Raw genomic sequence first — 14,078 nt, 5'->3', positions numbered from 1 at the left:
CGGGCAGACGAGTGGTGCGGCTGGACGTCCACGTACTGAGAAGTAGCGTGCCACTGATCATGACAAACGTCATGAGCGCGACAATGGCCTGGGTCGAAGTTGGCCGGAAAACGTCCGCTGCCCGCCCCTCGCGAGGGGCGGGCAGCGGACGCAGCAAGGTCGGCTCGGTGGAGCCGGCTCGAGGCTCAGAAGCGGCGCGTGATGAGCGCCCGCTTCACCTCCTGGATCGCCTTGGTGACCTGGATGCCACGCGGGCAGGCGTCCGTGCAGTTGAACGTGGTGCGGCAACGCCACACGCCGTCCTTGTCGTTGAGAATCTCCAGGCGCTGCTCGCCCGCGTCGTCACGGCTGTCGAAGATGAACCGGTGCGCGTTGACGATCGCCGCCGGGCCGAAGTACTGGCCGTCGTTCCAGAACACCGGGCACGAGGACGTGCAGGCGGCGCACAGGATGCACTTGGTGGTGTCGTCGAACCGCTCGCGGTCCTCCGCCGTCTGCAGACGCTCGCGGGTCGGCTCGTTCCCCTCGGTCACCAGGAACGGCATGACGTCGCGGTAGGCCTGGAAGAACGGCTCCATGTCGACCACCAGGTCCTTGAGGACGGTGAGGCCCTTTATCGCCTCGACGGTGATCGGCTTGGCCGGGTTGAGGTCCTTGATCAGGGTCTTGCACGCCAGCCGGTTGCGGCCGTTGATCCGCATCGCGTCGGAGCCGCAGATGCCGTGCGCGCAGGAACGGCGGAACGTCAGGGTCCCGTCCATCTCCCACTTGATCTTGTGGAGGGCGTCCAGGACGCGCTCCTTGGGGTCGATCTCGACGGTGAAGTCCTCCCACACCGCCTCGGCCGACACCTCGGGGTTGAACCGTCGGATGCGGAAGGTCGCCGTGATCAGGTGTGAGGCGGTCGCCTCCTCGCCCTCCGTCTTCTCCATCACGGGAGTGCTCATCAGTACTTACGCTCCATCGGCTGGTAGCGGGTCTGGACGACCGGCTTGTAGTCCAGCCGGATCGACTCGGTGCCGTCGTCGCCCACCTCGCGGTACGCCATCGTGTGGCGCATGAAGTTGACGTCGTCGCGGTTCGGGTAGTCCTCGCGGTAGTGGCCGCCGCGGGACTCCTTGCGGGCCAGCGCGGAGACCGCCATGACCTCGGCCAGGTCGAGCAGGTTGCCCAGCTCGATGGCCTCCAGCAGGTCGGTGTTGAACCGCTTGCCCTTGTCCTGGACGCTGACGTGCCGGTAGCGCTCGCGCAGCGCGCCGATGGTCTCGACGGCCTCCTTGAGCGTCTGCTCGGTGCGGAACACCATGACGTTGCGGTCCATGGTGTCCTGGAGCGCCTTGCGGATCTCGGTGACCCGCTCGGTGCCGGTCGAGTCCCGCAGCTCCTCGACCATGCCGACGACCTTGGCCTCCGGCGCCTCCGGCAGCTCGACGAAGTCGGCGGTGGACGCGTACTCGGCCGCGGCGATGCCGGCCCGGCGGCCGAACACGTTGATGTCCAGCAGCGAGTTGGTGCCCAGCCGGTTCGCACCGTGCACGGACACGCAGGCGACCTCGCCGGCCGCGTACAGGCCCGGGACCGGGGTGTCGTTGTCGGCGAGCACCTGGCCGCGGACGTTCGTCGGGATGCCGCCCATCGCGTAGTGCGCGGTCGGCTGGATCGGGATCGGGTCGGTGTACGGCTCGATGCCCAGGTAGGTCCGCGCGAACTCGGTGATGTCCGGCAGCTTGGCGTCCAGCTGCTCCGGCGGCAGGTGGGTGAGGTCCAGGAAGACGTGGTCCTTGTCGGCGCCGCAGCCGCGGCCCTCGCGGATCTCGGTGTAGATCGCGCGGGAGACGACGTCGCGGGAGGCCAGGTCCTTCATGACGGGCGCGTACTTCTCCATGAAGCGCTCGCCGCCGGAGTTGCGGAGGATGCCGCCCTCACCGCGGGCGCCCTCCGTCAGCAGGATGCCCATCTTCCAGATGCCGGTCGGGTGGAACTGGAAGAACTCCATGTCCTCCAGCGGCAGCCCGCGCCGGTATGCGGCCGCCTGGCCGTCGCCGGTGAGGGTGTGGGCGTTGGAGGAGACCTTGAAGAACTTGCCGTTGCCGCCGGAGGCGAAGACCACGGCCTTCGCCTGGAAGACGTGGATCTCGCCGGTGGCCAGCTCGTACGCCACGACGCCGGCGGTCCGCTGCACGCCGTCGGTCTCGCGCAGCAGCAGGTCCAGGACGTAGAACTCGTTGAAGAACTCCACACCCTCCTTGACGCAGTTCTGGTACAGCGTCTGGAGGATCATGTGACCGGTGCGGTCCGCGGCGTAGCAGGACCGGCGGACCGGCGCCTCGCCGTGGTTGCGGCTGTGGCCGCCGAAGCGGCGCTGGTCGATGGTGCCGTTCGGGGTGCGGTTGAACGGCAGGCCCATCTTCTCCAGGTCGAGGACGGAGTCGATGGCCTCCTTCGCCAGGATCTCGGCGGCGTCCTGGTCGACCAGGTAGTCGCCGCCCTTGATCGTGTCGAAGGTGTGCCACTCCCAGTTGTCCTCCTCGACGTTCGCGAGGGCGGCGGCCATGCCGCCCTGGGCGGCGCCGGTGTGGGAGCGGGTCGGGTACAGCTTGGTGAGCACCGCGGTGCGGCTGCGCTTCGTCGACTCGATGGCGGCGCGCATGCCCGCGCCGCCGGCGCCGACGATGACGGTGTCGTACTTGTGGATCTTCATGGCGATACCTGTTACCTCAGCCTCAGCCCGGTCTTCAGCGGATGTTCGGGTCGAAGGTGAAGATCACCAGCGTGCCCAGCAGGACGGTGAACACCGTCGCGGTGTACAGCAGCATCTTCAGCCAGAACCGGGTGTTCTCCCGCTCGGCGTAGTCGTTGATCACCGTGCGCAGGCCGTTGCCGCCGTGCAGCATCGCCAGCCACAGCATGATCAGGTCCCACGCCTGCCAGAACGGGGAGGCCCAGCGGCCGGCGACGAAGGCGAAGCTGATGCGCGACACGCCGCCGTCCACCACCAGCTGGATGACCAGGTGGCCGAGTACCAGGACGGTGAGGAGGATGCCGGACAGCCGCATGAAGATCCAGCCGTACAGCTCGAAGTTCGTGCGGGTCGACTTCGGGGTGCGCGCCGTGCGGGCGCGCGGCGCCTCGATCACGGGCGCGGGGTTGTCCGGGCCGTAGGGCTCGCCGGAGCCGGCGGCGCTGCTGCCGGTCATCTCGATGTCAGTGGCCATGGACGATCAGCTCCCGAACAGCTCGCGCAGCGTGTGCTCCAGTACCGGGTAGAAGGCCCCGGCCATCACCACGGCCCAGACCACCATCACGGTCCACAGCATCTGCTTCTGGTACTTCGCGCCCTTGGACCAGAAGTCCACGGCGATGACCCGCAGGCCGTTCAGCGCGTGGAAGAGGACGGCGGCGACGAGGCCGTACTCCATCACGTTGACGATCGGGTTCTTGTACAGCTCGATCGTCGAGTCGTACGCCTCGGGGGAGACGCGCACGAGCGCGGTGTCCAGGACGTGCACGAACAGGAAGAAGAAGATGAGGACACCGGTGACTCGGTGAGCCACCCACGACCACATTCCTTCCCGGCCGCGGTACAGCGTTCCAGCCGGCACGGAAAATTACCCTCCGGGAGCGGGATCGGGGCCTGCCGGCCTTGTGTGTCGGTCGGGCCCGGCCGGATACGGTCCACCGGCCATCGGCCATCGTAGCGACGGTTGGTTTCTACACCGGTACGGGGGCTGCCGGGTGTGCGGTATCCGACACCCCGGTGAGACGTGGCTCACCTGCCGCAACGCACCCGGGTGGGCCGGTCAGGGGCGGGTGGCGCCGGCCCGTGGGGCGGTCAGGAGGCGGGCCAGCCGGGCCCGCGCGAGCTGCCGCAACTCCTCCGCGGCGACCGCCCGCTCCTCGTCGGCGTCGTTCGTCAGACGCGCCCGGATGCCGGCGAGTGCCTGGTCAAGACGCTCTTCCGGCCGGAAGTCGTCGAGGTGGACGATGAACGCGTGGCCGAAACGGTCCGCGTACGCGGCGTGCCCGGCGCGCAGCGCGGTGGTCGCCGCCAGCGCGCCGGGGCCGTCGGTCGGCGGGTGGTAGGCGGACTCGGCCGTCAGCGCTTCGGTCAGGTCGGCGTGAGTCATGTCATAGCCCGCCTCGTCCGCGGCGGCCAGCAGCGCGTCGGTGTCCGGGTACGGACGGTGGACGGCCAGCCGGTGCGCCCACCGGCGGCTGCCGCAGCAGGCGAGCAGCATGTTTCGCGCGGCCGCCGGGGCGGCCGCGTTGAAGCGGTGCAGCGGCGACGAGGCGCCGCGCGCCGGGCCGGTGTGCGGCGTGGCGGGGCGGCCGTGGTCGGCGCCGCTGCGGGGGAAGGGGAGGCGCATGACTCCTCGGTGGACGGGGGACAGGGGCAGGGACGGCAGGCGTGCGACAGCGGGGACGGAGCGGTGGCGCGCAGTCGTGCGGTGCAGACCGGGCACCGGGTGCAGCCCGGTGGGGGACGTCCTCACCGTAACGGTGGGTGAGCGCTGTCCTCCGACGCGTGCGCGAATTTCACCCGTACGGGAGAGGTCGCGTTCCTACAGCTGACGCGATTCGATGGGAAAGGGTCAATACCGTAGGCGTATGGGACGTACGTGGCCGAAAATCCTGCTGATCTGCGCCGTGGCGCTCGGCGCGTGCGCCGTCGCAGCCCTCATCATCCTGGCCGTGACCGGCGACGACGGGGGTGACGGGGGTGAGGGCTCCGAGGAGACCCGCCCCGCCACGCGGCAGCCGACCACCGCGCCGCCGGACCGGCTGGGGCCCGCGCCCGCGTCCGTCCCCTCCGTGCGGGAGTGGGACCCCGTGCGCGGCCCCGGATGGCAGCCGACCGACGACAGCCGCGTGGTCGCCCCCGAGGGCTCCCCGCTGGCCGACGAGGCCCGGCTGCTCGCCCGCGAACTCGACCTCGGCTACGCCTCCGGCACGGCCGGCCCCTCCGACGTCCTCCTCGCCCTCGACCCGGACGGCGGCATCCCCCGCGAGGGCTACGAGCTGCGCAGCCGCGACGGCCTCGTGCGCATCACGGGCTCCACGGACGCCGGTGTCTTCTACGGCACCCGCACCCTGCTCCAGGCGGTCCGCGGCGAGGGCCGCATGGCCGACGGCACCATCCGCGACGAGCCCGCCCGCGCCCAGCGGGGCTTCATGCTCGACATCGCCCGCAAGCACTACAGCGCCGAGTGGATCAAGGACCGCGTCCGGGAGATGGGCGATCTCAAGCTCAACCAGCTCCAGTTGCACCTCTCCGACGACCAGGCGTTCCGCATCGAGTCCGACCGGCACCCGGAGATCGTCTCCGACCCGCATCTGACCAAGGCCCAGGTGCGCGAGATCATCGACCTGGCCGCGTCCCGCCACATCACCGTCATCCCGGAGATCGACTCGCCCGGCCACCTGGGCGCGGTGCTGGAGGCGGAGCCGGGGTTCCAGCTCCGTGACGCCGCCGGTGAGCCCGTCCCGGGCGCGATCGACATCTCCGACCGTGCCGCCGGCCGGTACGTCGACGACCTCCTCGACGAGTACGCCGACCTCTTCCCCGGGCCCTGGTTCCACCTGGGCGGCGACGAGTACTCGGCCCTCTTCGAGGCGGACCCGGAAGCCGCCTTCCCCGGGCTCGCCGCCGCCGCCCGCTCCCGCTTCGGCTCCGGCGCCGACGTGGAGGACCTGGCCACCGCCTGGCTCAACGCGCGCGCCAAGACCGTCCGCGCCCACGACAAGACGCCGCAGGTGTGGAACGACGGCATGCACGAGGGCGGCGCCGTCCAGCCGTCCCGCCCGCGCGAGGTCACGTACTGGACGGGCAAGGAGATCGGCGCCCGTCCGCCGGCGGACTACCTCCGCGAGGACTGGGAGGTCGTCAACATGAACGACGAGTACCTCTACTACGTGCTCGGCGAGCCCAACGAGTTCACCTACCCGACCGGCGAGCGCATCTACGAGGAGTGGACGCCGGCCGTGGTGCGCGGCACGGAGCCGCTGCCGGACGCCCTCTCCGGGCCGGACCGCATCCTCGGCGGCCGCTTCGCGGTCTGGGGCGACATCGCCGACGCCCAGACCACCGCCCAGGTCGCGGACGGCATCCGCCTCCCCCTCGCCGCCACCGCCCAGAAGCTCTGGAACCCCACCCGCCCCGACCTCACCTGGCAGCAGTTCACCTCTCTCGTCGACCGCGTCGCCACCCGCCCCTGACCCTGGCCCCCCCGACCTCCCGGCCCTTGGCTGGGCTCGACGTGCCCGCTCCTGCGTCGCACCCGTGTCCTCCCCTCTGCGCCGCGCGTTCTTAGAGGTGTAGTTCTAAGAAGTACGCACCTAAGAGGACGGAACCGACCTCTCGCAGTCGCTGACGGTGCTGCGGAACTGCGGTCTGTTGACCGCCGAACCGGACGCGTTCCGCCGAAACCGCACCGCCTACCGGATCGCCGAACCGCTGATCACCTTTCACCACGCCGTCGTCCGCCCGGAGTCGGCGCAGCTCAGCCGACGGCGGGGTGCCGCGCAGGTCTGGGAGAGGAGCCGCGCCACCTTTCTGAGCAAGGTCGTCGGCCCGCACTTCGAGCGCTTGTGCCGCGAGTGGGTCGAGTGGCACGCCGAGCCTGCGACATTCGGTGGCATGCCGATCCAGGTCGCGGCCGGTACCGTCGCGGACCCGGAGGCGCGTACGCGTCACGAACTGGACGTCGTCGTGCACGGTGCCGTCGGCCAGGACCAGGGAATCCTGCTGTCCGTAGGCGAGGCCAAGTGGCACAAACGGATGGGTGTGGAACACCTCGCACGCCTGCGGCGCGTGCTCCGGCTGCTCGAAGCCAGAGGAATCGACACCGCCCGGGCGCGTCCCGCCTGCTACAGCGGCGCCGGGTTCACCTCCGACCTTCACGCCGCCGAGGCCCGCGGGGAGGTCGTTCTCGTCGACCTGGAACGGCTCTACACAGAATCGTGACGCGGCGTCATGTCACGCTCGCCGCAGGTCCACCCGTATCCGGGGTCGCTTCTGATGGGGAGTCGCCGGGTTGCGATCCCGCAACGGCGGGCGGGGGCGGGGTCGGGTCGCTTGACTTCGCGGGGTGAGTAGTGATCATCATGCGGCGCCGACGTGAAGAAAACGTGAAGCGCCCAGGTGGTCGCGTGGGGCCGGGCGCGGGAGGAGCGGGCGATGGCGGTACAGGGGGACGGCGGGAAGGTGCAGCCGGGGCAGTCGCAGCCGTATCCCGCGCAGCGGCTCCCCGGGTATCCGGGCGGGCCGACTGCACCGCACGGGCCGACGGCACAGCACGGGCCGTGGACGGTTCCGCCCGCCGCTCCGCCGGCGCCGCCCCAGCCGGTCACGGGGCTGGGCAACTGGACCGCCGGGCTCCTGGCCGGAGCCGCCGGCCTGCACGTGGTCGGCGGCCTGCTGATGCTGCTGGACGCCGGACCGGCCGCGGCCGTCGTGCTCGGTCTGACGTCGCTGTGGCTGGTGCCCTGCGCCGTGCTGGTCATCGTGTGGCTGCACCGGGTACGCGTCAACGTCGAGCACCTGGACCCGTACCGGTGGGCCGGTCCCCGGCGGCTGGCGAAGGGGTGGGCGATCGGGTCGTGGTTCGTTCCCGTCGGCTTCCTGTGGCTGCCGCTCCAGGTCGTCCTGGACGTGTGGTGGGGCACGGCCGAGCCGCGCCGTGAGCGGCGCGGGCGTACGCCGCTGCTGATCGTCGCCTGGTGGGTCTGCTGGCTGCTCTCCTGGTTCACCGGCTTCCGTCTCACCCACACGGTCAAGGAGATTGGCGGCAGCACGTTCGCGTCGCACTCGGTGAACGTGTTCCCCGGCAACTCCCCGCTCAGCGCCCCCTTCGCGGCGGCCGCCGCCGTCCTCCTCCTGCTCCTCGTCCGGCGGGTGACCACCCGTCAGGCCAGCCGCCTGGTGGGCTGACCCCGCAGGGCCCGCGACCTCAGGCGCCGACGTAGTCGGCGAGGTGTTCGCCGGTGAGGGTGGAGCGGGCGGCGACCAGGTCGGCGGGGGTGCCCTCGAAGACGACCCGGCCGCCGTCGTGGCCGGCGCCGGGGCCGAGATCGATGATCCAGTCGGCGTGCGCCATGACCGCCTGGTGGTGCTCGACCACGATCACCGACTTGCCGGAGTCGACCAGCCGGTCCAGGAGCCCGAGGAGCTGTTCGACGTCCGCGAGGTGCAGGCCGGCAGTCGGCTCGTCGAGGACGTACACGCCGCCCTTGTCGCCCATGTGGGTCGCCAGCTTCAGGCGCTGCCGTTCGCCGCCGGAGAGGGTGGTGAGCGGCTGGCCGAGCGTCAGGTAGCCGAGTCCGACGTCGGAGAGCCGCGTCAGGACGCGGTGCGCGGCCGGGGTGCGGGCCTCGCCGTCGCCGAAGAACTCCTCGGCCCGGGCCACCGACATCTCCAGCACCTCGCTGATGTCGCGGCCGCCCAGATGGTGGTCCAGCACGGACGAGGCGAACCGCCGGCCGTCGCACTCCTCGCAGGTGGTGGCCACGCCGGCCATCATCGCCAGGTCGGTGAAGATGACGCCCGCGCCGTTGCAGTTCGGGCAGGCGCCTTCGGAGTTGGCGCTGAACAGGCCCGGCTTGACCCCGTTGGCCTTGGCGAACGCCTTGCGGATCGGCTCGAGGAGCCCGGTGTACGTCGCCGGGTTGCTGCGGCGGGAGCCCTTGATGGGGCTCTGGTCGACGGAGACGACGCCTTCGCCCGCGGGGATCGAGCCGTGGACGAGGGAGCTCTTGCCGGAGCCGGCGACGCCGGTGACGACGGTGAGCACGCCGAGCGGGATGTCCACGTCGACCTTGCGCAGGTTGTGTGCATCGGCGCCGCGGATCTCCAGCGCGCCGGAGGGCTCGCGCACCGTCTCCTTGAGCGAGGTGCGGTCCGCGAGGTGGCGGCCGGTGACGGTGTCGCCGGCGCGCAGCCCGTCGACCGTGCCCTCGAAGCAGACCGTGCCGCCGGCCGTACCGGCGCCCGGGCCGAGGTCGACGACGTGGTCGGCGATCGCGATGGTGCTGGGCTTGTGCTCGACGACGAGGACGGTGTTGCCCTTGTCCCGCAGCCGCAGCAGCAGGTCGTTCATCCGCTGGATGTCGTGCGGGTGCAGGCCGATGGTGGGTTCGTCGAAGACGTACGTGACGTCGGTGAGCGAGGAACCGAGGTGCCGGATCATCTTGACGCGCTGCGCCTCGCCGCCGGAGAGCGTCCCGGAGGGGCGTTCCAGCGAGAGGTAACCCAGCCCGATCTCCACGAACGAGTCGAGGGTGTGCTGCAGCGCGGTCAGCAGCGGCGCCACGGAGGGCTCCTTCAGCCCCCGCACCCATGCGGCGAGGTCGTTGATCTGCATCGCGCAGGCGTCGGCGATGCTCACCTTGCCGATCTTCGACGACCGGGCCGCCTCGCTCAGCCGGGTGCCGCCGCACTCGGGACAGTCGGTGAAGGTCACCGCCCGGTCGACGAACGCCCGGATGTGCGGCTGCATCGACTCGCGGTCCTTGGACAGGAACGACTTCTGGATCTTGGGGATCAGGCCCTCGTAGGTGAGGTTGACGCCCTCGACCTTGACCTTGGTCGGCTCGTGGTAGAGGAAGTCCTGCATCTCCTTCTTGGTGAAGCGGCGGATGGGCTTGTTCGGGTCGAGGAAGCCGGACTCGGCGTAGATCCGCACCGTCCACCAGCTGTCCGACTTCCAGCCGGGGATGGTGAACGCGCCCTCCGCGATCGACTTGGAGTCGTCGTAGAGCTGGCCGAGGTCGATGTCGGAGACCGCGCCCCGGCCCTCGCAGCGCGGGCACATGCCGCCGGTGATGCTGAAGTCGCGCCGCTCCTTGACCTTCTTCCCACCGCGCTCGAAGGTGACGGCGCCCGCGCCGCTGATCGAGGCGACGTTGAAGGAGAACGCCTGCGGCGAGCCGATGTGGGGCGTGCCGAGCCGGCTGAAGAGGATGCGCAGCATGGCGTTCGCGTCGGTGGCGGTGCCGACCGTGGAGCGGGGGTCGGAGCCCATCCGCTGCTGGTCGACGGTGATCGCGGTCGTCAGCCCGTCGAGCACGTCGACCTCGGGCCGCGCCAGCGTCGGCATGAAGCCCTGCACGAACGCGCTGTAGGTCTCGTTGATCAGCCGCTGCGACTCGGCGGCGATGGTGTCGAAGACCAGGGAGCTCTTGCCCGAGCCGGAGACGCCGGTGAACACCGTGAGGCGGCGCTTCGGGATCTCGATGCTGACGTCCTTGAGGTTGTTCCCGCGCGCTCCGTGCACGCGGATCATGCCGTGGCTGTCGGCGACGTGCGGCTCGGACGACTGCGACCGCTGCGTGGTGGCCTTGCTCATCGTGTCTCCCTCGATCCAGCCTGCTTCGAGCAGTATGTCCGGGTCGAGCCGCCTGCGGCAGCCCGGCGTGCAGAGGGCTTTCGCCGTGCCCGGTCAGGCTAGGGGCGGCCGTTCCGCCGCCGCTTCTCGATTCCTGACCGGTCTCCGCCGGGCCGCAAGCGGTTCCGCCGGCCGCCTCGGGGCGGCTCCCGCGGCCCCGGCGCGGACACGGGCGCTGTGGGACACTGAGCAGGTGAAACGGCTGGGCCTCGACGACCTCGTCCGGTTGCGCCGGGTCCGCGACCGGATGGACCGCGACTACGCGGAGCCGCTCGACGTCCCGTCGCTGGCGCGGGACGCCCTGATGTCTCCCGGCCACTTCTCGCGCTGCTTCCGCGCGGCCTTCGGCGAGACGCCGTACAGCTACCTGATGACCCGCCGCATCGAGCGGGCCAAGGCGCTGCTGCGGCGCGGCGACCTCTCGGTGACGGAGGTCTGCTTCGAGGTCGGCTGTACGTCGCTGGGATCGTTCAGCACGCGCTTCACCGAGCTGGTGGGGGAGAGCCCGAGCGCCTACCGGGCCCGGAGCCACGACGACGGCTCCGTGATCCCGGCGTGCATGGCGAAGATCCACACGCGACCGGTCAGGAACGGAGAAGCGCGCCGCCCCGCCCAGCCGTAGCGTGAACGGCATGGACATCAAGCTTTCGCAGTGCTTCATCGCCGTCGACGACCACGACGCGGCGATCGCCTTCTACCGCGACGTGCTGGGACTCGAAGTGCGCAACGACGTGGGCTTCGAGGGGATGCGCTGGGTGACCGTCGGGTCGCCCTCGCAGCCGGACGTGAACATCGTCCTGGAGCCGCCCGTCGCCCACCCGAACGCGTCCGAGACCGACAAGCTGGCCATGGCGGAGCTGATGGCCAAGGGTCTGCTGCACGGCGTCATCTTCTCGACGGACGACGTGGACGCCACCTTCGAGCGCGTCAGCGCCGCGGGCGCGGACGTACTCCAGGAGCCGATGGACCAGCCGTACGGCGTCCGCGACTGCGGGTTCCGGGACCCGGCCGGCAACCTGCTGCGCTTCAGCCAGCCGTTGAAGCGGTGACTCCGGGGCCGCGCTCCGGACGGCCGGGGCGCGGCACGGTCACTGCTCGGACTCGCGCTTGCCCCAGATGAGTGCGTTGCCGACGGCGATCGCGACGGCGACGGTGATGCTGTCGGCCCAGACCTGACGGGTGAGACCGTCGCCCTCGGCGAACGCGGCGAGGAGCAGCGGGGTGACGAGGGGGAGGACAAGCAAGAACCAGAGCACTCTGCTGCGCGTCATGGCCTCTCCTGCCGTGTGGGGGTCCCGGGGGGTCAGAAGGACGCTTCTGCCCAGCCTCGCCGGACGTAAACCCGTTGTTTTCAGCCCGGCCCGCCCCATCCGAACACGGAAGAGGCGGCGATGTCTTGGGGTGCGGCGGAACGCGTACGCACCGTCAGCGTACGCGTGCTGTCGGTGGCGCATCCGGGTGGGCAGACGGGACGATACGCGGAGAAAGCGTGCGTGGACCTGCGAAAGGTGACCGGGGATGACGGGTGGGACGGGAGGCGGCGCCGCTGAGCCCGTGGGAAACGGCGAGCCCGCGGGGTCGGACAGCATGCGGGCGTTCGGCGAGGTGCTGAAGGCGTTCCGCAAGCGGGCGGGGCTGAGCCGGGAGGAGTTCGCCCCGCACGTGCACTACTCGGTGCCGACGGTCGCCTCCGTCGAACAGGGGCGCCGCTTCCCGCCCGCCGACCTCGTCGACCGGGCTGAGGAGACGCTGGACGCCTTCGGCGCACTGCGGGGCGCGGCACGGCACCTGTCGCGGCAGCCGGGGCTGGCGAGTTGGTTCCGGCAGTGGGCCCGCCTGGAGGCGGAGGCCGTGACGCTCTACACGTACGAGTGCCGCTTGATTCCCGGGCTGCTCCAGACCGAGGCCTATGCGCGGACACTGTTCACCAACCAGCTTCCGCCGCTCGGCGACGAGCAGATCGAGGCCCAGCTCGCCGCCCGCCTGGACCGGCAACGGCTGCTGTACGAACGGCCCAACACGGCGTACAGCTTCATCCTGGAGGAGCATCTGTTCCTGCGGCGGACCGGGGGAGTGGAGATCACGCGCGCCCTCATCGACCACGTCCTGGAGGTGGCCGACCGACGGAACGTCGAGCTCCAGATCATGCCCCTGGTGCGGGAGGCACATGCCGGGCTGGACGGGCCGATTCAGGCGCTGGAAACGCAGGACCACCGTTGGCTCGCCTACTGCGAGGGGCAGGAGAGCGGCCAGTTCGTCACCGACCGAAAAGTGGTCAGCACGCTCCAGATGCGCTATGCGAGGATGCGGTCACAGGCTCTGACGATGGACGACTCGGTGAGTCTGTTGCGGCAGATGCGAGGAGCTACAGCATGACCAGCGACGAACTGCACTGGTTCAAGAGCAGTTACAGCGGCGGCTCGGGTGACAGCTGCGTGGAGGTTGCCGGTGCACCAGGCGCTGTCCACGTGCGGGACTCGAAGAGCGCAGGTGGGCCGGAGCTCGGCTTCGACCCGGGATCGTGGGCTGCGTTCGTGAACTTCGCCGTGGCGAGCGGCGAGACCGCGTGAGTCACGGTCGCGAACCGGCCTGGCGGAAGAGCAGTTACAGCAGCGGCTCGGGTGACGACTGCGTCGAGGTTTCGGCCGACGCCGGCGGTGTCCGGGTGCGGGACTCGAAGGTGGGCGTGCGGGGGCCGCAGGTGGCGGTCAAAGCTCTGGCCTGGGCTTCTTTCGTGGAGTTCGCCGCGAAGCAGGGCTAATCGGGTGTACCGTGGGTCACGTCACTTTTCGTCTCCGTAGCGACGAAAGCGGCCCCTAGCACGGTGCTCACAACACCAGCTAAGGGCCTACACCGACAAGTGGAAGCAGCCACTGACGATGCCCAGCCAGGTTAGCGCGCCCGCACGCGCCCCGTTCCTCCAGACCCCCGAAGACCTCATCGACGACCCCGCGCTCAGCGACGCCGCCCTCCGGCTCCTGCAGGCCCTGGTCAAACTCCCGCCCCGCAACCGGCGCAACAGCGACGCCGTCGCCACCTCCCTGCGCATGGGCAAGGACAAACTCAACGCCGCCCGCAAATGCCTGCGCACACACGGCCACTGGCACGCCCGCAAACGCCAGAACCTCCGCGGCGAGATCCGCGACCAGCGCCTCGCCTCCCTCACCCCCCTCCACACCCCCGACCAGATCGCCGAAGGCTGGGCCGCCGCCGAAGAGGCCGCCCACCTCGGCAAGGACACCACCACCTCGCGCCGCCTGGGAGTACGCCTGGTCAACGCCCTCGCCTGGATCCCGCAACCGGTGACCGGGAAACCCGCCGCACGGCCCACCCGGCGACGACCCCCCGTAGGGGACAAGACACAGAACAACCAGACCCCCCACCCCCTCCCCGCGTGCAGCACCCCGCAGCCCGACGAAGGCCCCGGACGCCTCGACGGACCCCTCGCCTCCTACGCCGAACGCGCCGAGCACCTCCTCCACACCCTCCGCCGCACCGAACCCCGCCTCGCCCTCCCCACCACGGACGCCCGCGAACTCGCCCACCTCGCCGGCCACTACCTCCTCCGTGGCGAAGGCGCCGAGACGATCCGCGCCGTGGCCCTCCAAGGACTCCCACCCGGCGACATCCACGCCCCCGCCGCCTTCCTCCGCCACCGCCTCCTGCGCTACCTCCCACCCCTCCCCCACTGGCCCA

General features: G+C 70.6%; 16 protein-coding genes. 9 read left to right on the top strand and 7 right to left on the bottom strand.

All coding sequences use genetic code 11. From position 1 onward, the window contains the following. Positions 1–185 precede the first annotated feature (185 nt). The 5 genes from RM572_RS17070 to RM572_RS17050 all read right to left on the bottom strand — a co-directional run bounded on the left by RM572_RS17070 (position 186) and on the right by RM572_RS17050 (position 4,367). The gene (locus tag RM572_RS17070; RefSeq protein WP_027763276.1) at positions 186–947 is read right to left on the bottom strand and encodes a succinate dehydrogenase iron-sulfur subunit; all 762 of its coding nucleotides are present in this window, start codon (positions 945–947) and stop codon (positions 186–188) included. Next, positions 947–2,701 carry a succinate dehydrogenase flavoprotein subunit gene (gene sdhA / locus RM572_RS17065; protein WP_311674224.1) on the bottom strand — a complete coding sequence of 585 codons (1,755 nt, stop codon included), beginning with the start codon at positions 2,699–2,701 and terminating at the stop codon, positions 947–949. Before sdhA ends, RM572_RS17070 begins: the two co-directional genes overlap by 1 nt. A gap of 34 nt (positions 2,702–2,735) precedes the next feature. Beyond that, entirely contained in the window at positions 2,736–3,215 is a 480-nt protein-coding gene (locus RM572_RS17060) for a succinate dehydrogenase hydrophobic membrane anchor subunit (RefSeq protein WP_027763274.1), read from the bottom strand. Positions 3,216–3,221: 6 nt separating this feature from the next. Then, entirely contained in the window at positions 3,222–3,602 is a 381-nt protein-coding gene (gene sdhC, locus RM572_RS17055; protein ID WP_078528775.1) for a succinate dehydrogenase, cytochrome b556 subunit, read from the bottom strand. A 198-nt stretch (positions 3,603–3,800) separates the two neighbouring features. Beyond that, on the bottom strand, positions 3,801–4,367 hold the full coding sequence (locus tag RM572_RS17050; RefSeq protein WP_311674223.1) for a 2-oxo-4-hydroxy-4-carboxy-5-ureidoimidazoline decarboxylase: 567 nt from the start codon (positions 4,365–4,367) through the stop codon (positions 3,801–3,803). Between the two features lie 241 nt (positions 4,368–4,608). Between RM572_RS17050 and RM572_RS17045 the strand changes: the two genes are divergently transcribed. The 3 genes from RM572_RS17045 (at position 4,609) to RM572_RS17035 (ending at position 7,930) form a co-directional block, all read left to right on the top strand. After that, positions 4,609–6,216: a beta-N-acetylhexosaminidase gene (locus tag RM572_RS17045; RefSeq protein WP_311674221.1), complete on the top strand. Its 1,608-nt coding sequence runs from the start codon at positions 4,609–4,611 to the stop codon at positions 6,214–6,216. A gap of 178 nt (positions 6,217–6,394) precedes the next feature. Then, a complete protein-coding gene (locus RM572_RS17040; protein WP_311674220.1) occupies positions 6,395–6,964 on the top strand; it encodes a hypothetical protein in 570 nt (189 codons plus the stop codon). A 213-nt stretch (positions 6,965–7,177) separates the two neighbouring features. Further along, the gene (locus tag RM572_RS17035; RefSeq protein ID WP_311674219.1) at positions 7,178–7,930 is read left to right on the top strand and encodes a DUF4328 domain-containing protein; all 753 of its coding nucleotides are present in this window, start codon (positions 7,178–7,180) and stop codon (positions 7,928–7,930) included. A 19-nt stretch (positions 7,931–7,949) separates the two neighbouring features. On the opposite strand, the gene RM572_RS17030 is transcribed toward RM572_RS17035, so the two are convergent. Beyond that, positions 7,950–10,343 (bottom strand): excinuclease ABC subunit UvrA, encoded by a 2,394-nt coding sequence (locus tag RM572_RS17030; protein ID WP_311674218.1) that lies wholly within the window; start codon positions 10,341–10,343, stop codon positions 7,950–7,952. Between the two features lie 241 nt (positions 10,344–10,584). Here RM572_RS17030 and RM572_RS17025 point away from each other — a divergent pair, with 241 nt between their 5' ends. Both RM572_RS17025 and RM572_RS17020 read left to right on the top strand, forming a co-directional pair. After that, on the top strand, positions 10,585–11,004 hold the full coding sequence (locus tag RM572_RS17025; RefSeq protein WP_027763269.1) for a helix-turn-helix transcriptional regulator: 420 nt from the start codon (positions 10,585–10,587) through the stop codon (positions 11,002–11,004). A gap of 10 nt (positions 11,005–11,014) precedes the next feature. Beyond that, entirely contained in the window at positions 11,015–11,431 is a 417-nt protein-coding gene (locus tag RM572_RS17020) for a VOC family protein (protein ID WP_311674216.1), read from the top strand. A 39-nt stretch (positions 11,432–11,470) separates the two neighbouring features. Here RM572_RS17020 and RM572_RS17015 read toward each other — a convergent pair whose 3' ends face one another. After that, the gene (locus RM572_RS17015) at positions 11,471–11,653 is read right to left on the bottom strand and encodes a hypothetical protein (protein ID WP_136182720.1); all 183 of its coding nucleotides are present in this window, start codon (positions 11,651–11,653) and stop codon (positions 11,471–11,473) included. Between the two features lie 247 nt (positions 11,654–11,900). Between RM572_RS17015 and RM572_RS17010 the strand changes: the two genes are divergently transcribed. The 4 genes from RM572_RS17010 to RM572_RS16995 all read left to right on the top strand — a co-directional run. Continuing rightward, complete coding sequence (locus RM572_RS17010) at positions 11,901–12,758, top strand: helix-turn-helix domain-containing protein (protein WP_311674215.1); 858 nt, start codon at positions 11,901–11,903, stop codon at positions 12,756–12,758. After that, a complete protein-coding gene (locus RM572_RS17005; RefSeq protein WP_311674214.1) occupies positions 12,755–12,952 on the top strand; it encodes a DUF397 domain-containing protein in 198 nt (65 codons plus the stop codon). The genes RM572_RS17010 and RM572_RS17005 overlap by 4 nt, the downstream gene beginning before the upstream one ends. Then, entirely contained in the window at positions 12,949–13,143 is a 195-nt protein-coding gene (locus RM572_RS17000) for a DUF397 domain-containing protein (RefSeq protein ID WP_311674213.1), read from the top strand. The genes RM572_RS17005 and RM572_RS17000 overlap by 4 nt, the downstream gene beginning before the upstream one ends. 118 nt (positions 13,144–13,261) lie before the next feature. Further along, positions 13,262–14,078, top strand: an 817-nt coding sequence (locus RM572_RS16995) for a hypothetical protein (protein WP_311674212.1), incomplete at its 3' end; no start/stop codon positions are given.

The organism is Streptomyces hazeniae (assembly GCF_031845485.1).
GTDB classification, from domain to species: Bacteria; Actinomycetota; Actinomycetes; order Streptomycetales; family Streptomycetaceae; genus Streptomyces; species Streptomyces hazeniae.
This window is presented reverse-complemented; position numbering and strand designations above follow the sequence as displayed.